This is a genomic window from Bradyrhizobium sp. Ec3.3 (genome assembly GCF_000472925.1).
Taxonomy (GTDB): Bacteria; Pseudomonadota; Alphaproteobacteria; order Rhizobiales; family Xanthobacteraceae; genus Bradyrhizobium.
In genome coordinates, this window is record NZ_AXAS01000009.1 from 35,390 (window position 1) to 58,960 (window position 23,571).

The following is a 23,571-nucleotide window of genomic DNA, read 5'->3' on the forward strand; positions in this document are numbered from 1 at the left end:
GAGCACCAACTATCACCCCGACTTTTCTGTTGATGGCCGCGAAGCCACGCCATCGGCCGCTCCCCGTTCCGGAAATGCTATAGTCTGATCGAGCAACACGGACTTTCCGAGGACCTCGATGCCGCAAGACGCACACACCAAACATGCATGGCCGCTGTTCCGGTCGCTTGCGTCCTATTCGTTGCCGGCAGACCTGATGGCGGGCCTGACGCTGGCGGCGATCGCCATCCCCGAGCAGATGGCGACATCGCGGCTCGGCGGGTTCGCGCCGCAGATCGGCTTCTTCGCCTTCATGGCGGGCTCGCTCGGCTTCGCGCTGCTCGGCAGCAACCGCTTCCTGTCCTGCGGCGCCGATTCCACGATCACGCCGATCTTCGCCGGCGGCCTTGCGGCGGCCGCCGCGACCGGCTCGCCGGAATATCAATCGCTTGCGATCGCGCTCGCGCTGATGGTCGGCGCGATGCTGGTCGCGAGCGGCATCTTCCGCCTTGGCGGCATCGCCAACCTTCTGTCGGTGCCGGTGATGGTCGGATTCCTCGCCGGCATCTCCGTCCACATCATCGTCTCGCAACTGCCGGGCGTGCTCGGCGTGGAGGCGCCAAGCGGACCGACGCTCGATCGCATCGGCACGCTGGCGCGCGAACTCGGCCGGTCCAATCCCTCCACGATCTTTATCGGCTTCGGCGTGCTCGCCGTCGTCTTCATCGCCGAGATGATCAGCGCCAAGATTCCGGGCGCGCTGATCGGACTTGTCGGGGCGACGCTGGCGGTGATCGGGGCCGGGCTCGAAGCCAAGGGCGTGAAGGTGGTCGGCACTGTCCCCGGCACGCTGCCGATGCCGACCTTGCCGGAGCTTGCACCCGAGGCGTGGGTGCGCCTCGTTCCGCTGGCCTTCGTGATCACCGTCGTCGTGATGGTTCAGACCGCGGCAACGACGCGATCGTTTCCCTCCGATCCCGACAAGCCCGCCGACGTCGACCGCGATTTTCTCGGCGCCGGCGCCGGCAGCCTGCTTGCGGGCGTATTCGGCGCGTTTCCGGTGAACGCCAGCCCGCCGCGCACGGGCATCGTGGTCGAGACCGGCGGGCAGTCGCAACTGTCGGGGCTCGCCGCAGCCGTGATCGTGCTGGCGCTGCTCGCCTTCGGCACCGGGCTGTTGAAACACGTGCCCGACGCGGCGCTCGGCGGCATCCTGCTGTTCGTGGCGCTGCGGATCATCCGCGTGAAGCAGATCGCCACGATCTATCGCCAGTCCTTCAGCGAGTTCCTGCTGATCCTTGCTACTGCCGCGCTGATCATCGTGCTGCCGATCCAGCAGGGCGCCTTCCTCGGCATCGTGCTGTCGCTCCTGCACGGAATCTGGAGCACGACGCGCGCCAAACTCGTCGAGTTCGATCGCGTGCCCGGCACCACGATCTGGTGGCCGGCACATCCGCACATCGCGGGCGAGCGTCTTCCCGGCGTCGCCGTGATCGGATTGCAGGCGCCGCTGTCGTTCCTCAACGCGCCCGGATTCCGCAACGACGTCGCCAATCTGCTGAAGACCGCGACGCCGAAGCTGATGGTGCTGGAAGCGAGCGGCATGGTCGAGATCGACTTCACCGCGGCCCAGGTCCTGCTGGACGTCTTCAGAGCATGCCGTGAACAGGACGTCACCGTCGCCGTGGCGCGGCTGGAATCGGTGCGGGCGCAGAACGCGTTCGAACGCTTTGCGCTGTTTGACGTCCTGCCGAGAAACCACGTCTTTCACAGCGTACATGAGGCCGTCGTCACGCTCGCCAAATAAGGGCCTCACTGGCCGAGCGCGGGGTAATCCTTTTGCGTGGCCTCCCGAACCCAGCTCGCCTGGATCGCGCGATAGAGGATCTGCGCCGTCTTGATGTCGCCCGCCTTCATGCAGAGATCGACGATGCGGCGGACGGCGTCGTCGCGCATCAGATCGTCCGAGATCTTCATTGCGATTTCCATCGCAGCGCGCGCCGCGCGCTCATAGCGCTCGCTTTCGAGCTTGCGCTGTTTCTCCAGCGATTTTCGGCCGTGGTCGGCAGAACCGCCAACCAGTTCTGCGCTCGCGGATGCGGACTGGCAGATGTTGCGGATGCGATCGGCGGCCTCGATGTCGCCGATCGGCCACTGGATCGGCTCATCCCAGACGTCGGACGGCTTTCGCCTTGCGAACCACTTCATCGCCCCGCCACCCGTGGTCTTCCAGCCACCGCATTGTCGAGCTTCAGCTCTGCGCAGCATAAAGAACCCCGTCGCGCTCGGCGAGGCAGTTTTTCCCGTCAAGCCTTTGGCTTGCGACGCGCTCAGGACGTCCGGCGCGGACCGATCGCCTCGAATTGCGCCTTCTGCTCGTCATTGAGCGTGGCATAGAAATCCTCGAGCGCGTCGCGCACCGACTTGACGCCGTCGAGCATGACGTCGAGCCGCTTGCGGATCGCAGCCATGCGCGCCGGCGGCGTCATCACGTCACTGGGCTGGCAGGCCGCCTTGAGCGACGCGCTGACCTTGGCGCTGGTATCCTGGAGCACTTGCAGCGCGGCGCGCTGGGTGTCGTCGGGATGAAGCCGTGCTTCGATTTCGGCGCCCGGCCAATCGAGCCCAACAGGCGTACCGCAATTCTGCACCAGCGATGCATTGGCATTGCTGGACGCAGGCGCGCGGCGCTGCTCCTCGGCCAGCGCATTGAAGCGCGCCTTCTGCTCGTCGGTGAGCGAGCCGTAGAATCTGTCGAGCGCCGGTTGCACCAGCCCGACGGCCTTCGCCATCGCCTCGACGCGCTGCTGCATGGCCGCGAGCCGGCCGGGCGCCGTCGCCGCGACCTGCGTTGGACAGGACGCGCGGATCAACTCAGCCGCCTGGATCGAGGTATTGCCGAGAGCATCGAGATCGGCGCCTTGCGCGTCCGTCGGCTGCACCGCATCCGCGATCTGGTCGATCGGCAGACCGACGATCTCGCGGCGGTCGCTGCCGCAGAGCTGATCGAGCCCAACGCCGCGCGCCCGCCGTCGTCCATACGAGCGTTGCGGCAGATAGGTTGCAAGGCCGTCATAGCCGTAGGGGCCGAAGATGCCGGCATAGATATCCGGGTAGCCATAACCCCAGAAGCCGAGACCATCGCCCCAGATCGTATAATCGTAGAGGTCGTTATAGGCGAACGGCCAGAACAGCGGTCCCACCCAGCCATAGAAGCCGCCGGGATGCTGCCACCACCCGCTGCTTGCGCCGTGCCAGCCGGCGAGTGCGGCCGCGGCCGCAATCTGGGCCCGCGCCGCCGGATTGCTGATCAGCCGGCCATTGCGGAAGGCACTGGAGTGGACGTTCAGCGCATTGCGGAAGCCCGCAGGGCGCACAGCCGCATTGCGGATCTGACCGAAGTTCCGACCGCCATGTCGGGCACCGGTTGCGAAGCGCATTCCGCCATGATGTCCGCCGCCGTGCACATGACCGAAGCCGTGACCGCCAAAATGGCCGCCACCATGATGGCCACCGCCATGCCCACCGCCGTGACGTCCACCACCGTGCCCGCCGCCATGACCACCGCCATGACCACCACCATGACCACCACCATGGCCACCGCCGCCGCCCTTGGCCAGAGCCGCACCCGCCAGCATGCAGGCAAGCACCATCGCGGCAATTCCAATGACCGGTCGCAACATCGCATCCTCCCGAGAGTACCGCGCCATTGAGGCATCGGAACGTGTCGGGAATTGGAACCGGCGCACTTGCCGAAAGTTCCCGCGCCGAGGCCGGCGGCGCTAGCCCGCCGGCACGATCTTGCCGGGATTGAAGATGTTTTGCGGGTCGAGCGCCTTCTTCAGCGCCCGCATCGCATCGAGCGCTTCAGGGCCGAGCTCGGCCTGGAGATATTTCTGCTTGCCCTGGCCAATACCGTGCTCGCCAGTGCAGGTGCCGCCCATCGCCTGCGCGCGCTCGACCAGGCGATGCATGAACTCCTCGCCGCGCGCCATCTCGTCGGCATTGTCGACGTCGCAGAGCAGCGAACAGTGGAAATTGCCGTCACCGACATGGCCGACGATCGGCGACAGCAGGTTGAGACGCTTCAAATCCTCCTCGGTCTCGGTGACGCAATCCGCAAGGCGCGAGATCGGCACGCAGACGTCGGTTGCGACCACGCCGGCGCCGGGCCGCAGCGCCTTGACCGACCAATAGGCATCGTGCCGCGCCTGCCACAGCTTGGTGCGATCCTCGGGCTTGGTGGTCCAGGAGAAATCGCCGCCGCCGCAGTCTTTGGCGATCTCGGCGAAGGCTTTCGACTGCTCGGCCACCTCGATCTCGCTGCCGTGGAATTCGAGCAGCAGCAGCGGCGTCTCCGGCAGAGTCAGCTTCGAATAGGCATTGCAGGCCTTCACCTGAGCAGCGTTGAGGAGCTCGATGCGCGCAACGGGAATGCCGGTCTGAATCGCGAGGATCACTGCCTGGCAGGCGCCATGCACTGTCTCGAAGGAGACGGCGCCGGCCGCGATCATCTCGGGGATGCCGCGCAGGCGGATGGTGAGCTCCGAGATGATGCCGAGCGTGCCTTCGGCGCCGATGAAGAGATGCGTCAGATCGTAACCGGCCGACGACTTCTTCGCGCGCGTGCCGGTCGTGATGATCTCGCCGTCGCCGCGCACGACCTTCAGCGCAAGCACGCTCTCGCGGATGGTGCCGTAGCGTACCGCGTTCGTGCCCGAGGCGCGTGTCGATGCCATACCGCCGAGCGAGGCATCGGCGCCGGGATCGATCGGGAAGAACAGGCCCTGGTCGCGCAGATGCTCGTTCAGCGCCTTGCGCGTCACGCCGGGCTCGATCACGCAGTCGAGGTCCTCGGCATGCACCGCGAGCACCTTGTTCATGTCGCGCAGGTCGATGCAGATGCCGCCCGCGGGTGCATTGACCTGGCCCTCGAGCGAGGTGCCGGTGCCGAACGCGATCACGGGCACGCCGCTCCCAGCGCAGATCCGCACCACGTCCTGGATGTCTTTGGTCTCCTGCGCCATCACCACGCCATCCGGCGGCTGGTTGGCGAGCCAGGTCGTGGTGTGGCCGTGCTGCTCGCGCACGGCCTGCGAGGTGATCAAGCGATTGCCGAAGCGCGCGGTGAGCGCTTCGAGCGCACTCGCGAGGGCTTTCGGCTCAGGCCGCGGCGGATTATTGGTGATGGTCATACCCACGGACATTCCTCCCGACAGAGGACCGTGGCAAAGGACATATGGCGGGTCAAGTCAAGGGACCCGACGCATGTCGGAAAGGAACACGGCGGGAAGGAAGATGATGCAGAGTGCTGCCCCGGGAGATGCCACGCTCACGTCCCAGCCGTTCCGTTCTTCGATCATGCAGATCGAGCCGCAATGGATCGACTATAACGGCCATCTGAACATGGCCTATTACAACGTGATGTTCGATCGGGCGATCGACCAACTCTGGCTGAAGCTCGGGATCGGGCCGACCTATATGAAGGAGCGCCACGGCTCGACCTTCACCGCCGAGTGCCATGTGCGCTATCTGCGCGAGATCCATCTCGGCGATCCCGTGCAGATCTCGGTGTGGCTGCTGGAAGCCGACGACAAGCGGCTGCACACTTTCGAGGAGCTTCGTCACGCAACCGAGGGCTGGCTGTCGGCAACCTCCGAAAACATGTCGCTGCACATGGACATGGCCTTGCGGAAAGTGGCGCCCTTCCCGGCCGACATTCGCGAGAACATCGCGTCCGTGGTCAAGGACCACAGCGCGGCGCCGCGACCCGAGGGCATCGGGAGGAACGTCGCGATGCCCTCGAAGCGCTAGCGACTTAGACCGCTGTAACACCTCGTCCTGAGGAGCCCCCGAAGCTGGCGTCTCGAAGGATGCAAGCCACGGTGGGGCCTCATGGTTCGAGACGCGCTTCGCGCTCCTCACCATGAGGGGCTTGTCACGCTAAACCCTGGTGCGGCCGCGGGCCAATCCGACCACGGCCGAGATCAGGAACAATACGACCGCGATGAAGAAGATGACCTTGGCGATTTCGATCGAAGCGCCGGCGATGCCACCGAAGCCCAGGATACCGGCGATCAGTGCGATAACCAGAAACGTCACAACCCAGCCAAGCATGGTCAAAACCTCCGTCTCGATTGTCTGCGGACGATCGGCGCGACCTCGCGCCACGCCTCGTTTGCACAGACAATCTCGAGCTCGAAACGATGGTTCCTGGCTGAGCGGGGCGGAAATTCGCTGAGAGGGCAGGAACAAATCGGCCTTCGGCGTACGTGGAAAACCCCTCGCCGCCGCCCCATATAGGGGTTAATCCCTGTTATGAAGGCTCCCTTCCGCCACCCCGCGGTGCCATCGTGGGGCCACTGATTCGCATGACCGAGCCGAGCAAAATTACCTCTCACAGCGTCCCCGACCATCAGCCCGCGGCCGGCGGCATTGCCGCGCGCGCCCGCGCCTCCGTGGGCCCGAAGTATCTGGCCGGCCTCAATCCCGAGCAGCGCGACGCCGTGGAGACGCTGGACGGCCCCGTACTGGTGCTCGCCGGCGCCGGCACCGGCAAGACGCGCGTGCTCACCACACGCATCGCCCATATCCTGAGCCAGGGCCGCGCGCGCCCCGGCGAGATCCTGTCGGTGACCTTCACAAACAAGGCCGCGCGCGAGATGAAGCACCGGCTCGGCCAGATGCTTGGGCAGGCGGTCGAGGGCATGCCGTGGCTCGGCACCTTCCACTCGATCGGCGGCCGGATTCTGCGGACGCACGCCGAGCTCGCGCAGCTCAAGTCGAATTTCACCGTGCTCGATGTCGACGATCAGGTGCGGCTGTTGAAGCAGCTCCTGCAAGCCGAAAACATCGACGACAAGCGCTGGCCGGCGCGCATGCTGGCCGGTCTGATCGACGGCTGGAAGAACCGCGGGCTCGGCCCAACGCAGGTGCCGTCAGGTGAAGCCGCGATGTTCGCCAACGGCAAGGGCGGCAAGCTCTATGCGAGCTACCAGGAGCGGCTGAAGATCCTGAACGCCGCCGATTTCGGCGATCTGCTGCTGGAGAACATCCGCATCTTCCGCGAGCACCCGGATATCCTGCGGCAGTACCAGCAGCGCTTCAAATACATCCTGGTCGACGAATATCAGGACACCAACGTCGCGCAGTATCTGTGGCTGCGGCTGTTGTCGCAGGCGCCCTCTTCTTTCACCGCTCCCCGCTTGCGGGGAGAGGTCGGATCGCGCAGCGATCCGGGTGAGGGGGACTCTCCAAGCACCGAGCTCTTGGAGGCAGCCCCTCACCCCAGCCCTCTCCCCGTGAAGGACGGGGAGAGGGAGAAGACCAAGAACATCTGCTGCGTCGGCGACGACGACCAGTCGATCTATGGCTGGCGTGGCGCGGAGGTCGACAACATCCTGCGCTTCGAGCACGATTTTCCCGGCGCCAAGGTCATCCGGCTGGAGCGCAACTACCGCTCGACCGGCCACATCCTCGCCGCCGCCTCGCATCTGATCGCGCATAATGAAGGCCGGCTCGGCAAGACGCTGCGCACCGAGGACGAGGACGGCGAGAAGGTCACGGTCACCGGCGCCTGGGATTCGGAAGAGGAAGCCCGCGGCATAGGCGAGGAGATCGAGCAACTCCAGCGCCAGGGCGAGCGGCTCAACGAGATCGCGATCCTGGTCCGCGCATCCTACCAGATGCGCGAGTTCGAAGATCGTTTCGTCACGCTCGGCCTTCCCTATCGCGTGATCGGCGGCCCGCGCTTCTATGAGCGCGCCGAAATCCGCGATGCGCTCGCCTATTTGCGCGTCATCAACTCGCCCGCCGACGATCTCGCCTTCGAGCGCATCGTCAACACGCCCAAGCGCGGGCTTGGCGATGCCACCGTGCAGATGCTGCACGATCATGCCCGCAAGCGCCGCATTCCGCTGTTCGAGGCGGCGCGCGCCGTGGTCGAGACCGACGAATTGAAGCCGAAGGCGCGCGGCTCCTTGCGCGACCTCGTCACGCAATTCGACCGCTGGCGCGCCCAGCGCGAGGTGACCTCGCATACCGATCTGGCCCAGATCGTGCTCGACGAGAGCGGCTATACCGAGATGTGGCAGAAGGACCGCTCGGCGGACGCCGCGGGCCGACTCGAAAACCTCAAGGAGCTCGTGCGTTCGATGGAGGAGTTCGAGAACCTGCAAGGGTTCCTCGAGCACATCTCGCTGGTGATGGATCGCGACGGCGGTGCCGAGGAAGATGCGGTGTCGCTGATGACGCTGCATTCGGCCAAGGGGCTCGAGTTCGACAACGTATTCCTGCCGGGCTGGGAGGAAGGCCTGTTCCCGAGCCAGCGCACGCTGGACGAACAGGGCCGCGCCGGCCTTGAGGAAGAGCGCCGGCTCGGCCATGTCGGCCTGACCCGCGCCCGCCGCCGCGCAAAACTCTATTTTGCGACCAACCGCCGGATTCACGGCACCTGGTCGACCACGATCCCCTCGCGCTTCCTCGACGAATTGCCGGCGGCCAATGTCGAGATCACGGAATCCAAGGGCGGCTCCGCCTGGGGCGGCACCGGCGGCTACGGCGCCTCGCGCTTCGACGACATGGAAGCCTTCGGCTCCAGCTATTCGACGCCGGGCTGGCAGCGCGCCCAGGCGAATCGCAACCGTGGCCAGGGTGGCCGCAACGGCGGCGGACGCGGCGGCTTCGAGGAGGAGCCCTCGCCGTTTTCCACCGCGCCCGATTTCGGCGGCAGTTTTTCGTCGCGCCGTCGCGGCCCGATGACGATCGAAGGCGAGCTGGTGGCCAAATCGACCGGCACGACGTCCGAATTCTCGATTGGCGACCGCGTCTTCCACCAGAAATTCGGCTACGGCCGTGTCGCCAAGATCGACGGCAACAAGCTGACCATCGCCTTCGACAAGGCCGGCGAGAAGAAGGTCGTGGACAGTTTCGTGCAGCGGGCGTGAGCCCGCGCCCTGTTGCGGCGGCGTTACGCCGCCGGCTTTCCTTGCTCCACGCCCCTTGACCATGGCGAACTTCCCCGTATCAGATGCGGCCATGGCCCGGGGCTTCATCACATTCGCCGTACTTGCATTTGGCATGCCGTCGCTGGCGGCAGCCGAGACGATGAGCTTTGGCGATGCGATCGGCATGCTGGCCAAGAGCTGCGGCGCGGAGATCGTGGCCAATTGCCGCGGCGTGAACCCGGATTCGACGCGGCTGAAGGAATGCCTGTCGCGCAACCGCGACGTGCTGTCACCGCAGTGCCAGACCGACTATCTCGCGGCCTTCGACGCGATCCAGAAGCGGGTCGCCGCGCGCGTGACCGTGGCGAACGCCTGCCAGCGCGAGATCGTCAAGGTCTGCGGCGGCTCGACCAAGGAGACCAGCAAGTCGATCCCCTGCCTGATCTCGACGCCCAAGGGCATCAGCAACAACTGCCTGAAGGCGGTGGACGACGCGGGGTATCGCTGATGCGCGCGGCCGGGCTCACTTTGCAATCGATCGGCCTCGCGCTCGGACTTGCACTTGGTCTGGCGCTCGCGGCAGGCCCCGTGGGCGCGCAGACGGCGCCGCCGACCCGCGACGACATCGTCGGCAAGCTCAACCATTTCGAATCAGCGCCTGATGTCGACCTCGCGGCGCTGAAGCAGCAGGTGATGGAGCGGGCGAAGGCGCGGATCAAGAACGATCCGGGCCCGGTGAATCGCCCACTGATCGCGCCTGACCTTGCGAGCCTGCCGGCTTTCACTACGCTGATCCAGTTCGACGCCGACACGCCGATCATCCAGCCTTCGTCCTACCAGACGGTCGGCCGCATCGCGGATGCGCTGGTTCACGCCTCGCTGCTGCCTTACACCTTCCTGATCGTCGGCCATGTCGAATCCAATTCGAAGACGCGGGAAGCCAATGCGATCCTGAGCCAGCGCCGCGCGGATGCGATTCGCGACGTGCTGGTCAACACGTTCAAGATCTCCGCCAAGCGAATCCAGTCGATCGGCCTTGGCGAGGAGCAATTCCTCGACCGCGCACGCCCGACCTCGACCGCAAACGGACAGTTGCAGATCCTGACGCTTGCAAAACTCCCCGAGGAACAAGCCAGCCAGCCCGCCGCGGCCAAACCTGCGGCACCGGCCAAGAAGCCGGCCAAAAAACGCTAATCGATCGCATCTGGGCCGTGCCCGGAACCCCTTGAACCCCTGACTGTTTTTTCACGCGCAGGCCGCCTCGAATGGCTGCTCTGCGCGACAACTGCACGGTTTGTGCAGGGGACAAGCAGATGCTATAGGCTGGTCGCTTCCTCCGACCTGCATTCTCAGTGAGACCAAGATGGGTGGCTTTTTTCAACGCCAACTTGCCGTTTATGTCGAGTACCATCGCGATCCCCGGAACACGGCGATGCATGTGATCGGTATCCTCTTGCTGTTCACGGGTGCGGTGATGCCGCTGACGCTGGTGGCGGTCCCGCTGTTCGGATTCGAATTCAGCCTTGCGGTGATCCTCGCGTTGCCGGTCCTCATCTATTGGCTGCTGCTCGATGTGGCGCTCGGGACCGGCATTCTGGCCGTGTCGATCGTGCTGTTTTCAATCGCGACGACCATTGCGGCGCAAGTCAGCACCGTAATGATGTGGGCGATCTTCGCCACCCTGGTCGCGCTCGGCTTTGCCGCACAGGCGATCGGCCACAAGGTTTTTGAGGGGCGCGAGGCCTCGCTGTTCACCTTTCCGTCTCATCTTTTGCTTGGACCGATGTTTGTAATGGCAAAATTATTCATTGCGCTGGGTTTTCGTCGTGACCTTGCCGCGATTCTCGCGCCTGTTCCGACCAATTCCCTTTCAACCCGATAAGATTCCAGAGCGGAACAGCAGCAACCTTCTTCATGGCTCTCGTACTGGTTACCGGTGGCAGCGGCTTCATCGGACATCATCTTGTAGAAGCGCTCCGCGCCAGGGGGCAGCGGGTGCGCGTTCTCGATGTGCGGCCGCCGGCCGCGCCGTGTGCTGACGTCGACTACGTCGCGGGCTCGGTGCTCGACGGCGACGCGGTCGATCGCGCGCTCGCGGGCGTCGATCAGGTCTATCACCTCGCCGGCCTGCCCGGCATGTGGGTCGCCGACAAGCGGGATTTCCACGAGGTCAATTGCCGCGGCACCGAGGTCGTGCTGACGGCCGCGCAACTGCGCGGCGTGTCGCGCTTCCTGCACTGCTCGACGGAATCGATCCTGTTCCCCTACTCGCAGCTCGGCGGCGTTCCCGCCGAGGAGGCGCTGCAGCCGGCCGATGCGATGCCGGGCGCCTATACGCGGTCGAAGTCGCTCGCCGAACATTGCGCGGCAAAGGCCGCGGCGGCGGGCTTCCCGCTCGTCATCGGCACGCCGACCATGCCGATCGGGCCGGTCGATCACAACCTCACGCCGCCGACCGCGATGCTGTGGTACTTCCTGCAAAAGAAGGTGCAGCCGCACATCAACTTCCTCGTCAACCTGGTCGATGTGCGCGACGTCGCCATGGGCCTCGTGCTCGCGATGGAGCGCGGCCGCATCGGGCAGCGCTATATTCTCGGCGGCGACTGCGTCCGGCTCGGACAGATCCTGCGCATGATGTCGGTGATCAGCGGCCGCAAGCAGTACCCCATCGCGGTGCCCGGCAGGCTCGCCGAACTTTCGGCGATCATGCTCGAATACATCTCCGACCACGTCACGCACCGGCCGCCCAACGGCACCGGCGAGGGCGTGCGCATCGCGCTTGCCGCCAGCGACCTCTCGATCGACAAGGCGCGTACCGAGCTCGGCTATTCGCCGCGCCCGATCGAGCCGTTGCTGCGCGAAACCATCACCCATCTGCTCGCACGCGGCGGCCTGCAAACGCAGGCCGGCATCGAGCGTCACGCGCTCAGCTCGCGCGCGAGCTGAGCCCAAGCCCAAAAGCAAGAACCTTTCCGCATGTCCTTTGATTTCAACAAGCTTCTCTCTTTCGCCTGGGGTGGCTGGACCACGACCTGGCCGACCAAACTCCTGGCGCTGATCTGGCTCGCCTGGCTTGCGAGCTGGGTCGGGGCCTCGTTCTGGCAGGGCCGCACCAAGAAGCAGGTGATGACGCTGGACTCGCAACGCTATCGCCTGCCGATCCTGATCGGCGGCATCCTGTTCACGCCGTGGACCGCGGAAGTGCTGAACGAGAAACCACTATGGGTGTTCGGCGAGGTCGGCGTCTACATCGCAGCACTCGTCGTGCTCGCCGGCATCTCCTTCACCTGGTGGGGACGCCTTCATCTCGGCAAGTTCTGGTCGAACACCATCACCCACAAGGAAGACCACCGCGTCATCGACACCGGCCCGTATGGCATCGTTCGTCATCCGATCTACACCGGCCTGATCGCCGGCATGCTCGCGACCGGCATCGCGGTCGGCACGGTGACGGCGATCCTCGGCGCCATCCTGATCTCGCTAGGCATGTGGCAGAAGGGCCGGATGGAGGAAGTCTTCCTGTCGAAGGAACTCGGCGAAGACGCCTACGGCGCCTATTGCCGCCGCGTCCCGATGATCATTCCGTTCCTGTCGCCGCGGTGATTTCCGCGCGCCGTCAGCGCGCCGGTCGCGGCTTCGCCTCGGCGGCCTGCGCCGGCATGGCCGGCAGCAGGTGGCGCGGGATGATGACGTCCTGAGCGGCGGCAAGCGGCGTGCCTTCAGACAACCCGTTGGCCTGCGCGAGCGACCACACCGGCACGTGATATTGCGTGGCGATCCGCTCGAGCGTATCGCCGGCGCGCATGGGCAGCTTCACGCCCGAGTCCCACAGTTCCACCAGCGTGTCGCCGGGAACGAGATAGCGCAGCGGCACGGGATCGCCCTGCGCCTGCGCCGGCACGCGCGGCAATTGCGCGACCATGTCGACGATCTGGCGGTGGATGTCTTCAGACTTCTCGATGTTGATGTGGGTGACGCGCTTGTTCTGCTTCAGATCGAAGCTTGCATAATGGCCGCGATAGCCGGGCTCCGCGATCACGTCGCCGCCGCCGAGCACGCTGTCGGACAGATAGATGTTGATGAAGCGCTCGACATTGAGCGGCACGTTTCCGGTCGCATGCGCAGGATCGATGGTGATCACGAGGCTGACCGGAATCTTCTCCTCGGCAAGCATCTCGGCGAAGATGATCGAGCACAGCCCACCCATGGAATGCCCCATCAGCACGATCGGCGCAGGCTGTTCGCGGTAGGTGGAGATCGCGCGCTGGGCGACCAGCCGGCAGATCGTGAATTCGTAGGCGTCGGCCTTGAAGCCAGCTTCAGTCAACCGCTCCGCGAGCCGATCCATGCCGGTCGAGAAGATCGGCCCGAGCGCGCCGCGGAAGAGATAGATGCGCGGCGGCGGCCCGGGCTCGGCCTCAGCGGGCAGCGGGGGCGGTTGCGGCAGGGACGGCGCCACGATCGCGACGGCTTTCTTCAGCTTTGCCGGTGAAGCCACCGCCACGGCCGTCGAGACGGCGAGCAGCACGCCGGCCGCCAGCAGGACCACTCGCCTCAAAACAACCATTCGTCTTGCAACCCCACCGCGGGAAGGCGGGCGCCTTCCCTATTCCGGCCTTACTGACCACTGATTTGGCAGAATTTGGGGCGCAAAGCTTGCCCAATCGCGCTCCAACGCCAACGCGAAAGTCTGCCGCTCACTATCGAGAACCACATTTCGCCAACTCCGGAACGCCGGAATTGACATCGATATTCCGTTTCGGCACCTAGAATCGTTCAATCGAGCGGTCAGTCTGTTCGCGTCTCTCGTCTGATCATCAGGCGGCGCGATCGGCCTCAAAATGCTCGTATCCGAGATCGCCCCATGAAGACGCCATCCTACATCGAACCGCTCAGCGGCACGCTCTATCCGCTGGACCAGCCGCGCTGGTGCTCCGACGACCGCAAGCCGCTGATGGTAACGCCGCTGCGCGGCATCTCACGCGACGAGGTCGATCGCAGCGTGCGCTCGCTGTGGCGTTATCGCGCGGCGCTGCCGGTCGAGATCGCGAGCCCCATCTCCATGGGCGAAGGCTGCACGCCCCTCGTCCAGAAGGAGTGGGGCAAGTTGAGGCCATACTTCAAGCTCGAATGGTTCAACCCGACGGCCAGCTTCAAGGATCGCGGGACCACGGTGATGTTGTCCTTCATCCGCCAGCTCGGCGTCAACGCCGTCCTCGAGGACAGTTCGGGCAATGGCGGCGCATCGGTTGCCGCCTATGGCGCGGCCGGCGGAATGAAGATCAAGATCCTGGCACCCGCGTCCACCTCTCCGATGAAGATCGCGCAGGTGCGCGCTTATGGAGCGGACATCCAGCTGGTGGAAGGGCCGCGCGAGGAGTCGGAGGCGGAAGCGATCCGCCAGTCCGGCAACATCTTCTATTCGAGCCACAACTGGCAGCCCTTCTTCCTCGAAGGCACGAAATCCCTCGCTTACGAGATGTGGGAGGATTTCGGCTATTCGGCCCCCGACAACGTCGTCGTTCCCGTCGGTGCCGGCAGCAGCCTGCTCGGCTGCTATCTCGGCTTCAAGGAGCTGCTTGCGGCGGGGCAGATTGCGCGGATGCCAAAACTGTTCGCCTCGCAGCCGCTGAACTGCTCGCCACTCGATGCGAGCTTCACGGCAGGCGTCGATACGCCGGTCTCGCGCGAAGTCCGCAAGACCATCGCCGAGGGCACCGCGATCAAGAGCCCGCTGCGACTGCGTCAGATGGTGGCCGCACTGAAGGAAACGGGCGGCGGCACGGTGGCCGTCGCCGAAGAGGGCATCGTCGCGGGGCTGAAGAAGCTCGCGGCCACGGGCCTGTTTCCCGAGCCGACATCGGCAAGCGCCGCCGCTGCACTCGACGAGCTTGCCCGGCGCGGCGCCATTCGCCCGAATGAGCGCACCGTCGTCGTCATCACGGGAACGGGGATCAAGGCGGCGTCGCTCATCACCGAGATCCTCAGCTAACGCCGAGGCAGCGGGACGAGACGTCCCGCGGGGCTCGCCTAGTTCCGAGCTGGCGCCGTTGCCGCGGCCGAGCGGGCGACCGGCCTCGCCGCACGCGGCTCGGCCTGCGGGGCCGCGGGCGCGCGCGAGCGCATCACCACGGCATCGATCTCGGCGATCACGCGGCGCTGGATCAACTCGTTCTTGTCGATCGTGATGTGGCCGGCGCCGGAGCCGCGCACGTCGACATTGTCGAGCTTGCCGCGCAAGCCATCCGCCGCGCGCACCGGCTCGCCGGGGCCGTCGCCGATATAGAGGTTGATGTAGCGCTCGGCGCCGGTCGAGAGCTTGGTCTTGAACACGGAGTCGAGGCCGATCGCGAGCTTCACGGGCACGCCGAGGTGATTGAGCTTGGCGATCATGTCGGGCAGCGCGGTCGCACCCGAGGAATGCCCGACCAGGACGATGGTCTTCAGCCGGCCGGCCTTGTAGGCGGCCGCCGCCTCATCCGCGAGCGAGGACCAGGAGACGAAGTTCGCAACCGTCACCGGGATGCCCTGCGCCTCAAGCCGCGAGCCGATGGTGTCGAGCCCGAGCGAGAAGATGTTGAGCACGCCGCGCAGCAGATAAACATGCGTGGTCGCAGCCGCCTGGCTCGGCGCGGCCTTGGCGCTGGTCGGGCTCATGGCAACAGCTGACAGAAGGAGCAGGCACGTCGCCCACACACGGATGGTGGACAACTGGCTGGCGCCGGCTGCGTAACGGCCGTTCGGTCTCATCGATCTTTTCCCCGGGAACAATACGCTTCGCAATTTGCCGGAATCGTAGCCATGGCCCGCTCGCAGACGCAACAAAGAGCCGCGTGACCGACAATCTTAGCAGCGGCCCGTGACTGTTGCGCAACAGTTGCCCGAAACCGGCCACTGAAGGGGCTGTTTTGAGACCATTTTTCTCCAGGGAATTGCGACCGGGCAACGGCGTTCCTATTTCAGGGCTCCGCTGACCTGCCCTCCAGGGGCGGGTTCCAGCCTCCCCTCCCCAGCCCTCCGGCCATCATGTCCTCCATCATCTCCGTCGCCAACCTGTCGAAGACCTATGGGTCCGGCTTCAAGGCGCTGAAAAACGTCAATCTCGACATCAAGCGCGGCGAGATATTTGCGCTGCTCGGCCCCAACGGCGCCGGCAAGACCACGCTGATCTCGATCATCTGCGGCATCGCCAATCCGAGCGAAGGCAAGGTCATGGTCGGCGGCGAGAACATCGTCACCTCCTGGCGCAAGGCGCGCTCGCTGATCGGGCTGGTGCCGCAGGAGCTGCACACCGACGCCTTCGAGAGTGTGTGGGCAACGGTGAGCTTTTCCCGCGGCCTGTTCGGCAAGCCGAAGAACCCCGCCCATATCGAGAAGGTGCTGAAGGACCTCTCGCTCTGGGACAAGAAGGACAACAAGATCATCACGCTCTCCGGCGGCATGAAGCGCCGCGTGATGATAGCCAAGGCGTTGTCGCACGAGCCGCAGATCCTGTTCCTGGACGAGCCCACCGCCGGCGTCGACGTCGAATTGCGCAAGGGCATGTGGGAGGTGGTGCGCGGCCTTCAGCAATCCGGCGTCACCATCATCCTCACGACCCACTACATCGAGGAAGCCGAGGAGATGGCCGACCGCATCGGCGTCATCAACAAGGGCGAGATCGTGCTGGTCGAGGACAAGGCCACCTTGATGCAGAAGCTCGGCAAGAAGCGGCTGACGCTGCACCTTGCGAGCAAGCTCGATACGCTGCCGGAGAGCCTTGCCCACTACAAGCTCGACCTCTGCGACAATGGCGCGACGCTGGTCTACGACTACGACACCAAGGGCGAGCGCACCGGCATCACCAGCCTGCTCGGCGACCTCCGCAACGCCGGCGTCCGCTTCTCCGACCTCGACACGACGCAATCGTCGCTCGAGGACATCTTCGTCGACCTCGTGAGGACGTCATGAATTTGCACGCCGTTCGTGCCATCTATCTGTTCGAAATGGCGCGCACCTGGCGCACGCTGCTGCAAAGCATCGTCTCGCCGGTGGTCTCGACCTCGCTGTACTTCGTGGTGTTCGGCGCCGCGATCGGATCGCGCATCGACCATGTCGAGGGCGTGAGCTACGGCACGTTCATCGTGCCGGGTCTCGTGATGCTGTCGGTCTTGACCCAGAGCATCACCAACGCCTCCTTCGGCATCTACTTCCCGAAATTCGTCGGCACGATCTACGAAATCCTGTCCGCGCCGATTTCCTATTTCGAGATCGTGCTCGGCTATGTCGGGGCGGCCGCGACCAAGTCGATCATCCTCGGCCTGATCATTCTCGCCACCGCCGGGCTGTTTGTGCCGCTGCACATCCATCATCCGATCTGGATGCTGACCTTCCTGGTACTGACCGCGGTGACCTTCAGCCTGTTCGGCTTCATCATCGGCATCTGGGCCGACGGCTTCGAGAAGCTTCAGATGATTCCGATGCTGGTGGTAACGCCTCTCACCTTCCTCGGCGGCAGCTTCTATTCCGTGAACATGCTGCCGTCGGGCTGGCGCACGGTCGCGCTGCTCAACCCGGTGGTCTATCTGATCTCCGGCTTCCGCTGGAGTTTTTACGAGATCGCCGATGTCAGCGTCGTCTTGAGCATCGGCATGACTGCCGCCTTCCTGGTGATCTGCCTCGTCATGATCGGCTGGATTTTCCGAACCGGCTATCGGCTGAAGAATTGACCCTTGCCGTCATTTCGGGGCGTGCGAAGCACGAACCCGGAATCTCGAACCACAACCTCCGGATTCCGGGCTCGCGCGCTCCGGAATGACGACCTGAGCCGTCACCTGTAACAATGGAAGTGGTGGTACCCGTCATAGTAGCCGCGGCAGCGATGGCGCCAGCCGTGATGAGGAATGCCGAACACGCCCTCGACCGCGCCCACGGCGCCGCCAACACCGGCCCCGACCGCGCCTCCGACCACGCCGCCGACGGGCCCGGCGACGCGGTTGCCTTCATAGGCACCTTCCTGGGCGCCGCGCACGATGCCCTGAGTGTGTCCGGGCCGCGGCAGCGCCACGAGCGCAAGCAGGAGGCTCGCGGCAAAAAGCAGGCGGAAAGGCACACTGGCCGGCAACGCGGCCGCGGTTAAGCGAGCTTTGTTCATCTCAATATCCCAGCGGATGGACCGGCGAGTTGGCCGGTGAAGGCAGGCAGTCTGAAACGCTGCTGCGGCCAAATGGTTGCGCAGCCGTGACGAATTGGCGACGCGTCGCGCTCGCGAAAATGTCAGCACCGCACGCGCGGATTCGTGATGAAGCAGCCTTGCTTACGCCCGGCGCCAAGTTAACGATGGCCAAGACGGGCCACTGGAACCGAAACCTGATTGCGGGCATAGTACACGCCGGGGGACGGACAGCCGCGGCACTTGCGCGAACAGGCCGGAGGCCGGAAGTAAAATGCGTACTTTATTTGTTACAATCGTCTCATTGATGCTTTTCAGCGCGGGCACCGCGCAAGCCAAGGTCGACATCACCATCGACAAGGACAATCAGCGGATGACCGTCGCGGTCGACGGCGTCGCGCGCTATCGCTGGCCGGTTTCGACCGGCATCCCCTCCCGCGAGACGCCGAACGGCAGCTTCCGTGCCTTCCGCATGGAAGAGGATCACTACTCCAAGGAGTTCGACGACGCGCCGATGCCTCATTCGATCTTCTTCACCAAGATCGGGCATGCGATCCACGGCACCGACTCGGTCGGCCGGCTCGGCACGCCGGCGTCCCATGGCTGCGTGCGGCTGTCGCGCGAGAACGCCTCGACGCTCTACGCTCTGGTCCAGGAGCAGGGCGTGCTCAACACCACGGTGACGCTGACCGGTTCGGCGCAGGTGGCCTTGATGCGCAATCCGCGCGGCCGCGGCACCAGCGCGGTGGCGCGCGCGGCGCAGCCATACGGTGACCAGTACAGCGCGGCCGGCGAGCCCGTCGACCTGACACCGCAGATGCAGCCCGGCCGCCGCGCGATGCCGCAGGACGACGGCTACATCTATCCGGCCGACGGCACCGACACCGGCGCGCGCTATCCGGCGCCGCGCAGCTCGCGCCAGGTCTATGACGCACAGGTCTATCAGCCGCAGGTCTATCAGCAGCAGCGGCAGTACCAGACTTACGATCCGAGCTACGGCCAGCAGGGCTATTATCAGCAGCAGCCCCGCCAGTACTATCAGCCGCGCACCTACTACAATTACCAGAACTGACGGCTGAGGATCGCCGGCGCTATCTGAACGCGGCAGTGCCGCGTTCAATCGCCTTGCACCCTGCGTCGACGAAGGCGCAGGCAACCGGCTCGCGCGGCAACTACCATCAGAATTAGTGCCTCATGCCGTGAACCCGAGAGGAGTTGCCGGCGTCATACGGTGGCTACCGCAAGAAGCCTGCGGAGATGAACGGCAATCTGGCGATGAGCGACCCTGCCCCCGATCGTATCACACTGAAATTCAACATGACCGCCGACGACTACGCCCGCCACGCGGCGGTCATAGGGCGGCGCAACAGGAGCTGGTTGGGAGTCACAGCTTGGGCTGCAGCCGGGTTCGGCGCAATCCCCGTCGCATTGCTATTCCGACTGCAGGCTGCTGGCCGTCAGCTCGACACCGAAGCGATCGAGATGATCGGATCTTACAGCCTTTACGCCTTCACACTTGGCATGCTCGCCGCCATCATCGGGAGCTCCGTCGCGCACCGCATCTTCAGAAGACGATATTTCGAAGCGATGGCGACCCCCAGGGAATTCAGCACGCTCGAACTCTACCTGACCGGGCTTACCGTGACGGCCACGGGGGCCCAGTACAGATACGAATGGACCCGGATCCGTCAGTGCACCCGCGAGAGGAGCCTTCTTCTGATGTGGATCACGCCCCGCTCGGCAGTGGCGATCCCGGACCGAAGCTTTGGCGACGCCGCCGCCTACGACGCCGCCTTTGCGTTCGTCCGCGCGCGCCTGCGCGACGCCAATGCGACGAACGCGCAAGCCCAGGGGGCATGATCGCCCTTGAAATGACCGGAGGCACACGGATAGAGCTAGAATGGCCAGCAAACGCGAACCACGCCATGAGCCCTGCCGTTCCATCCCCTGTTGTCGCGATCCTGTCAGCTTTCTGTTGTCTCATTGCCGGAGAGGTCATGGCCTTCGATCTCGAAGCGCATCGCGGCGGGCGCGCGCTGCTGCCGGAAAACACCCTGCCCGCCTTTGCCAACGCGCTGTCGATGGGCGTCGACACGCTGGAGCTCGACGTCGGCATCACCGCAGACGGTGAGGTCGTCGTGTCGCATGAGCGCGGCCTCAATCCGGATCTCGCGCGCGACGCCGCGGGCGGCTATGTCGCCGCGCCCGGCACGCCGTTCGTCAAACTGCGGCTCGACGAGGTCAGGACGTATGACGTCGGCCAGATCCGCCCCGACAGCGCCTATGCCAAGCAGTTTCCCGAGCAGCGCGCGGTACCGGGAACGCGCATTCCCACGCTGAAGGAGTTGTTCGCGCTGGTCGAAAAATCCGGCAACACGCGCGTGCGCTTCAACATCGAGACCAAGATCGATCCGAACCTTCCGGGCGAGTCGCTCGATCCGCAAGCTTTCGCCGCGCGGCTCCTCGGCGTCATCGACGCTGCGGGGTTTTCGGGCCGCGTCATGATCCAGTCCTTCGACTGGCGGACGCTGCTTCTGGTCCAAAAGCAGGCGCCGCAAATTCCGACGGTCTACCTGACGCTGCAGCAGGGCAAAGCGCCGACCATCGCGCTCGACGCGGCGACCAACTGGACGGCCGGCTTCAATCCGGCCGATCACGGCGGCTCGCTGCCGCGCACGATCAAGGCGGCCGGCGGCGCGGTCTGGTCACCCTATTTCGGCGACGTCAACGCCGCGCTGGTCACGGAAGCCCACGAGCTCGGCCTGCGCGTCGTGGTCTGGACCGTCAACAAGGCGGACGACATGGCGCGGATGATCGAGATCGGCGTCGACGGCATCATCTCCGATCGCCCCGACCTGTTGCGGCAGGTCGCCGGCGATAAAGGCATCGCGCTGCCCGCGGGCACGCCGGTCAGTCCGTGAATCGCAAATGATCTCGTGCCCCGGACGCGGCGCAGCGCGTAGCGGTGCGCTGCAGAGCCGGGGCCTATATGGGTCCCGGCTCTGCGTCGCGTCATTTCATGCCGCGCCGCGTCCGGGGCACGAGACTGTCCGAGTGTCGCGGCAGCGTTACTCCCCATCCCGCAGGCGCCGATACAGCGCGCCGATGATGTTGGAGTAGTCGTCGGTCCACACCCGCACATTGTCGTCGGCCTCGATCTCCTCCCATTGCTTGGAGGAGGCGAGCTTGCCGACATCGGCTTCCTCGCGCGCAGAGACCACGACGTCGGTCGAGAAGATGTAGTCGGCGTCGCGCCCGGAATCCTCGTTGTAGACCCAGCTCTTGAGATCGTTGGCATCGGCAATGCCGACTACGACCGGCTCGAGGTCGAGATGGCGGTTGGAGACGTGCATCACGACCGCGCCATGCGGGGCGAGCTTGTCCTTGTAGATCTTCATCGCTTCTTCGGTCGCAAGGTGGATCGGGATCGCGTCCGAGGAGTAGGCATCGACGATGATGAGGTCGTAGAGACCGTCGGGCTCCTTGGCGAAGGTCAGGCGCGCATCGCCGATCACTGGCTTCAGGCCCGGTGCGCAGCTCGAGATGTAGCGGAAATATTTGGGATCGCTTGCTGTATCGACCATGCTCTGGTCGATCTCGAAGAACTTCCAGCTTTCACCGGGTTCGGCGGCGCAGACGAGCGTGCCGGAGCCGACGCCGATGGCGGCAACCTTGAGCGGCGCGCCCTTGCGCTCGCGTATGGCGGTGATGGCCTGACCGATGCCGCCGTCCTTGTGGTAGTAGGTGATCGGCTCGGGCCGCCCCTCGACCGGCGTGCCGTCATTGTTGAGGAAGCGCTCGGCGCCGTGGATCGTGGTGCCGTGCATCAGCACGTGGAAGTAGCCGCCAGGCGTCACCACGATCTTGTGCACGCCGAAGAAGCTGCGAATGGTGACGACACGACCCTCGTCCGCCGGATAGACGCGGGTCAGCGCCAGCGCGAGCACGATCGTTGCAAAGATCTTCCAGCGGTTGGCATTGAGCGCGAGCGCCAGAAGCGCTGCGAGCAGGCCGACGCCACCGGCGATCCAGACGCGGTGATCCTCGAACCAGGTCGTGACCTGCTCTGGGATTTGGCCGGTTGAATAGGATGGCGCCACCAGCGCGATCGCGAGCGCGGCGAGCACGAGCCAGTACCACTTCATGACGGGAGCAAGCCGCTCGCCTGCCGATGGCCGGCATAGCGCGGCGAGCGCGATCAGGATCGGATATTCGGCGATCCAGGAGAAAGTGAAAGGCGCGACGAGGCCTGCGAACAGGCCGCCGACCATGCCGCCGAACGACAGTGCGACATAGAAGCCGGTGAGATATTTCGCGGCCGGCCGCGTGCGCGCCAATTCGCCATGGCAGGCCATCGCGATGACAAAGAAGCAGAGCTGGTGGCCGCCCAGCGTCAGCAGGAGGTTCTGCTCGCCGCCGAAAGCCAGCAGGATCACGGTGCCGGCAATGGCGAGTGGCTGGAGCATCAGCATCCATTTGTGCGGCAACAGCGGCCGCGACTGGAACACCAGCACCCAGGTCAAGAGGTAAAGCGACAGCGGCACCACCCAGAGCAGCGGCGCGGCGGCAACGTCGGTCGAGATGTGCGCGGTCACCGCGATCAGAAGGCCGGAGGGTACCGCGGCAAGGAAGATCCAGCGTGCGCGAACGAGCCAGCTCGGCGCCGGCGAGCTCGTGTCCTCGGTCCGCGCGTCGGCCGCAGCGAGAGCCGGCGAGCGCAGCAGCAGCAAGCCGCAGCCGGCGATCAGCAGGATCAATAATCCATAGCCGGCGGTCCAGAGCATGTTCTGCGTGCGCAGCGTGAACACCGGCTCCAGCAGCACCGGATAGGACAATAGCGCGAGGAAGCTGCCGATGTTGGAGGCGGAGTAGAGGAAATAGGGATCGGGGCCATCCGGGTGGCCGGTGCGGACGAACCAGGCCTGCAGCAGCGGATTGTTGGCCGCGAGCGCGAAGAACGGCAGCCCGATCGACACCGCAAACAGGCCGAGCAGCCAGAACGCGTAGCCCGAGGTCGGCGGCTCACCGAACGAATGCGCGATCCCGAGCGGCAGCGTCAGCAAGGCCACGACCAGCAGCACGAGATGGATGGCGACCGGAATCGCGCGGTTCCTGATCTGCATCAGGAAATGCGCATAGGCGTAGCCCGCGAGCAGCAACGACTGGAAGAAAACCATCGCCACCGACCACACTGCCGGCGAGCCGCCGAGCCGCGGCAGCACCATTTTCGTGAACAGCGGCTGCACCGAGAACAGCAGCAGCGCGCTGACGAAGATCGCGGCGGTGTAGACCGTCAGCACTAGCCGGTTGCGCGAGGCGGACGGCTGCTCGGTGACGGCGGGAGGCACGATCGAATCCATGAAAGCTCCGGCAAAACCCCGGCGGCCGCCGGACGCGCGCAATGGAGCACAAGGCGCATGAACGGGCAATAAATGGTGGGACTGTCGCGACAGGGAATGCCTGATATACAGACGTCATTTCCGGGATCGCCTCTGC

The 23,571-nt window shown here is 65.1% G+C and carries 22 protein-coding genes; 14 read left to right on the forward strand and 8 right to left on the reverse strand.

The features are described 5' to 3' along the window. Nucleotides 1–118 precede the first annotated feature (118 nt). Entirely contained in the window at nt 119–1,786 is a 1,668-nt protein-coding gene (locus YUU_RS0110430) for a SulP family inorganic anion transporter (protein WP_027522306.1), read from the forward strand. A gap of 5 nt (nt 1,787–1,791) precedes the next feature. Here YUU_RS0110430 and YUU_RS0110435 read toward each other — a convergent pair whose 3' ends face one another. From YUU_RS0110435 to YUU_RS0110445, 3 genes are all read right to left on the reverse strand, one after another. Then, entirely contained in the window at nt 1,792–2,187 is a 396-nt protein-coding gene (locus YUU_RS0110435) for a hypothetical protein (protein ID WP_027522307.1), read from the reverse strand. 122 nt (nt 2,188–2,309) lie between these two features. After that, nucleotides 2,310–3,662: a Spy/CpxP family protein refolding chaperone gene (locus YUU_RS0110440; RefSeq protein WP_027522308.1), complete on the reverse strand. Its 1,353-nt coding sequence runs from the start codon at nt 3,660–3,662 to the stop codon at nt 2,310–2,312. A 99-nt stretch (nt 3,663–3,761) separates the two neighbouring features. Further along, entirely contained in the window at nt 3,762–5,180 is a 1,419-nt protein-coding gene (locus tag YUU_RS0110445) for an FAD-binding oxidoreductase (protein ID WP_027522309.1), read from the reverse strand. A 97-nt stretch (nt 5,181–5,277) separates the two neighbouring features. On the opposite strand from YUU_RS0110445, the gene YUU_RS0110450 reads away from it, so the two are divergent. Then, nucleotides 5,278–5,793: a thioesterase family protein gene (locus YUU_RS0110450; protein WP_027522310.1), complete on the forward strand. Its 516-nt coding sequence runs from the start codon at nt 5,278–5,280 to the stop codon at nt 5,791–5,793. Between the two features lie 129 nt (nt 5,794–5,922). Here YUU_RS0110450 and YUU_RS0110455 read toward each other — a convergent pair whose 3' ends face one another. Continuing rightward, nucleotides 5,923–6,096: a DUF1328 domain-containing protein gene (locus tag YUU_RS0110455; RefSeq protein WP_027522311.1), complete on the reverse strand. Its 174-nt coding sequence runs from the start codon at nt 6,094–6,096 to the stop codon at nt 5,923–5,925. A 254-nt stretch (nt 6,097–6,350) separates the two neighbouring features. Here YUU_RS0110455 and YUU_RS0110460 point away from each other — a divergent pair, with 254 nt between their 5' ends. From YUU_RS0110460 to YUU_RS0110485, 6 genes are all read left to right on the forward strand, one after another. Beyond that, nucleotides 6,351–8,924 carry an ATP-dependent helicase gene (locus YUU_RS0110460; protein WP_035661956.1) on the forward strand — a complete coding sequence of 858 codons (2,574 nt, stop codon included), beginning with the start codon at nt 6,351–6,353 and terminating at the stop codon, nt 8,922–8,924. Between the two features lie 91 nt (nt 8,925–9,015). After that, nucleotides 9,016–9,432, forward strand: a complete 417-nt coding sequence (locus YUU_RS60160; protein WP_027522313.1) for a hypothetical protein — start codon at nt 9,016–9,018, stop codon at nt 9,430–9,432. Continuing rightward, nucleotides 9,432–10,118: an OmpA family protein gene (locus YUU_RS60165; RefSeq protein WP_027522314.1), complete on the forward strand. Its 687-nt coding sequence runs from the start codon at nt 9,432–9,434 to the stop codon at nt 10,116–10,118. The genes YUU_RS60160 and YUU_RS60165 overlap by 1 nt, the downstream gene beginning before the upstream one ends. A 238-nt stretch (nt 10,119–10,356) precedes the next feature. Beyond that, complete coding sequence (locus YUU_RS0110475; protein WP_245287995.1) at nt 10,357–10,806, forward strand: Mpo1-like protein; 450 nt, start codon at nt 10,357–10,359, stop codon at nt 10,804–10,806. Between the two features lie 32 nt (nt 10,807–10,838). Beyond that, a complete protein-coding gene (locus tag YUU_RS0110480) occupies nt 10,839–11,870 on the forward strand; it encodes an NAD-dependent epimerase/dehydratase family protein (RefSeq protein WP_027522316.1) in 1,032 nt (343 codons plus the stop codon). Nucleotides 11,871–11,900: 30 nt separating this feature from the next. Beyond that, nucleotides 11,901–12,527 (forward strand): isoprenylcysteine carboxylmethyltransferase family protein, encoded by a 627-nt coding sequence (locus tag YUU_RS0110485; RefSeq protein ID WP_027522317.1) that lies wholly within the window; start codon nt 11,901–11,903, stop codon nt 12,525–12,527. A gap of 13 nt (nt 12,528–12,540) precedes the next feature. On the opposite strand, the gene YUU_RS0110490 is transcribed toward YUU_RS0110485, so the two are convergent. Continuing rightward, nucleotides 12,541–13,491: a LysM domain-containing protein gene (locus YUU_RS0110490; RefSeq protein ID WP_027522318.1), complete on the reverse strand. Its 951-nt coding sequence runs from the start codon at nt 13,489–13,491 to the stop codon at nt 12,541–12,543. A 297-nt stretch (nt 13,492–13,788) separates the two neighbouring features. On the opposite strand from YUU_RS0110490, the gene YUU_RS0110495 reads away from it, so the two are divergent. Then, nucleotides 13,789–14,916 (forward strand): threonine synthase, encoded by a 1,128-nt coding sequence (locus YUU_RS0110495; RefSeq protein WP_027522319.1) that lies wholly within the window; start codon nt 13,789–13,791, stop codon nt 14,914–14,916. Between the two features lie 38 nt (nt 14,917–14,954). On the opposite strand, the gene YUU_RS0110500 is transcribed toward YUU_RS0110495, so the two are convergent. Then, complete coding sequence (locus tag YUU_RS0110500; RefSeq protein ID WP_027522320.1) at nt 14,955–15,674, reverse strand: hypothetical protein; 720 nt, start codon at nt 15,672–15,674, stop codon at nt 14,955–14,957. A 276-nt stretch (nt 15,675–15,950) separates the two neighbouring features. Here YUU_RS0110500 and YUU_RS0110505 point away from each other — a divergent pair, with 276 nt between their 5' ends. Beyond that, nucleotides 15,951–16,874, forward strand: coding sequence for an ABC transporter ATP-binding protein (locus YUU_RS0110505; protein WP_027522321.1), 924 nt, complete (start codon nt 15,951–15,953; stop codon nt 16,872–16,874). Further along, nucleotides 16,871–17,632: an ABC transporter permease gene (locus YUU_RS0110510; protein WP_027522322.1), complete on the forward strand. Its 762-nt coding sequence runs from the start codon at nt 16,871–16,873 to the stop codon at nt 17,630–17,632. Before YUU_RS0110505 ends, YUU_RS0110510 begins: the two co-directional genes overlap by 4 nt. Before the next feature lie 101 nt (nt 17,633–17,733). Here the strand turns inward: YUU_RS0110510 and YUU_RS0110515 are convergent, their stop codons facing one another. Next, nucleotides 17,734–18,057, reverse strand: a complete 324-nt coding sequence (locus YUU_RS0110515) for a hypothetical protein (protein WP_027522323.1) — start codon at nt 18,055–18,057, stop codon at nt 17,734–17,736. 292 nt (nt 18,058–18,349) lie between these two features. On the opposite strand from YUU_RS0110515, the gene YUU_RS0110520 reads away from it, so the two are divergent. The 3 genes from YUU_RS0110520 (at nt 18,350) to YUU_RS0110530 (ending at nt 20,996) form a co-directional block, all read left to right on the forward strand. After that, nucleotides 18,350–19,147, forward strand: a complete 798-nt coding sequence (locus tag YUU_RS0110520; RefSeq protein ID WP_027522324.1) for a L,D-transpeptidase — start codon at nt 18,350–18,352, stop codon at nt 19,145–19,147. A 185-nt stretch (nt 19,148–19,332) separates the two neighbouring features. Beyond that, nucleotides 19,333–19,935: a hypothetical protein gene (locus YUU_RS0110525; protein ID WP_156944213.1), complete on the forward strand. Its 603-nt coding sequence runs from the start codon at nt 19,333–19,335 to the stop codon at nt 19,933–19,935. A gap of 137 nt (nt 19,936–20,072) precedes the next feature. Further along, entirely contained in the window at nt 20,073–20,996 is a 924-nt protein-coding gene (locus tag YUU_RS0110530; protein ID WP_035661959.1) for a glycerophosphodiester phosphodiesterase, read from the forward strand. A gap of 147 nt (nt 20,997–21,143) precedes the next feature. Here the strand turns inward: YUU_RS0110530 and YUU_RS0110535 are convergent, their stop codons facing one another. After that, entirely contained in the window at nt 21,144–23,435 is a 2,292-nt protein-coding gene (locus tag YUU_RS0110535; RefSeq protein ID WP_027522327.1) for a spermidine synthase, read from the reverse strand. Between the last annotated feature and the right edge of the window lie 136 nt (nt 23,436–23,571).

Bases quoted from the DNA above. Each gene is read 5' to 3' on its own strand.
- YUU_RS0110495 (WP_027522319.1), top strand. From the start codon at position 13,789: ATGAAGACGCCATCCTACATCGAACCGCTCAGCGGCACGCTCTATCCG.
- YUU_RS0110510 (WP_027522322.1), top strand. From the start codon at position 16,871: ATGAATTTGCACGCCGTTCGTGCCATCTATCTGTTCGAAATGGCGCGC.
- YUU_RS0110530 (WP_035661959.1), top strand. From the start codon at position 20,073: ATGGCCTTCGATCTCGAAGCGCATCGCGGCGGGCGCGCGCTGCTGCCG.
- YUU_RS0110490 (WP_027522318.1), bottom strand. From the start codon at position 13,491: ATGGTTGTTTTGAGGCGAGTGGTCCTGCTGGCGGCCGGCGTGCTGCTC.
- YUU_RS0110525 (WP_156944213.1), top strand. From the start codon at position 19,333: ATGAACGGCAATCTGGCGATGAGCGACCCTGCCCCCGATCGTATCACA.
- YUU_RS0110455 (WP_027522311.1), bottom strand. From the start codon at position 6,096: ATGCTTGGCTGGGTTGTGACGTTTCTGGTTATCGCACTGATCGCCGGT.
- YUU_RS0110505 (WP_027522321.1), top strand. From the start codon at position 15,951: ATGTCCTCCATCATCTCCGTCGCCAACCTGTCGAAGACCTATGGGTCC.
- YUU_RS0110480 (WP_027522316.1), top strand. From the start codon at position 10,839: ATGGCTCTCGTACTGGTTACCGGTGGCAGCGGCTTCATCGGACATCAT.
- YUU_RS60165 (WP_027522314.1), top strand. From the start codon at position 9,432: ATGCGCGCGGCCGGGCTCACTTTGCAATCGATCGGCCTCGCGCTCGGA.
- YUU_RS0110475 (WP_245287995.1), top strand. From the start codon at position 10,357: ATGCATGTGATCGGTATCCTCTTGCTGTTCACGGGTGCGGTGATGCCG.
- YUU_RS0110485 (WP_027522317.1), top strand. From the start codon at position 11,901: ATGTCCTTTGATTTCAACAAGCTTCTCTCTTTCGCCTGGGGTGGCTGG.
- YUU_RS0110515 (WP_027522323.1), bottom strand. From the start codon at position 18,057: ATGAACAAAGCTCGCTTAACCGCGGCCGCGTTGCCGGCCAGTGTGCCT.
- YUU_RS0110440 (WP_027522308.1), bottom strand. From the start codon at position 3,662: ATGTTGCGACCGGTCATTGGAATTGCCGCGATGGTGCTTGCCTGCATG.
- YUU_RS0110450 (WP_027522310.1), top strand. From the start codon at position 5,278: ATGATGCAGAGTGCTGCCCCGGGAGATGCCACGCTCACGTCCCAGCCG.
- YUU_RS0110520 (WP_027522324.1), top strand. From the start codon at position 18,350: ATGCGTACTTTATTTGTTACAATCGTCTCATTGATGCTTTTCAGCGCG.
- YUU_RS0110500 (WP_027522320.1), bottom strand. From the start codon at position 15,674: ATGAGACCGAACGGCCGTTACGCAGCCGGCGCCAGCCAGTTGTCCACC.
- YUU_RS0110435 (WP_027522307.1), bottom strand. From the start codon at position 2,187: ATGAAGTGGTTCGCAAGGCGAAAGCCGTCCGACGTCTGGGATGAGCCG.
- YUU_RS0110460 (WP_035661956.1), top strand. From the start codon at position 6,351: ATGACCGAGCCGAGCAAAATTACCTCTCACAGCGTCCCCGACCATCAG.
- YUU_RS60160 (WP_027522313.1), top strand. From the start codon at position 9,016: ATGGCCCGGGGCTTCATCACATTCGCCGTACTTGCATTTGGCATGCCG.
- YUU_RS0110430 (WP_027522306.1), top strand. From the start codon at position 119: ATGCCGCAAGACGCACACACCAAACATGCATGGCCGCTGTTCCGGTCG.
- YUU_RS0110535 (WP_027522327.1), bottom strand. From the start codon at position 23,435: ATGGATTCGATCGTGCCTCCCGCCGTCACCGAGCAGCCGTCCGCCTCG.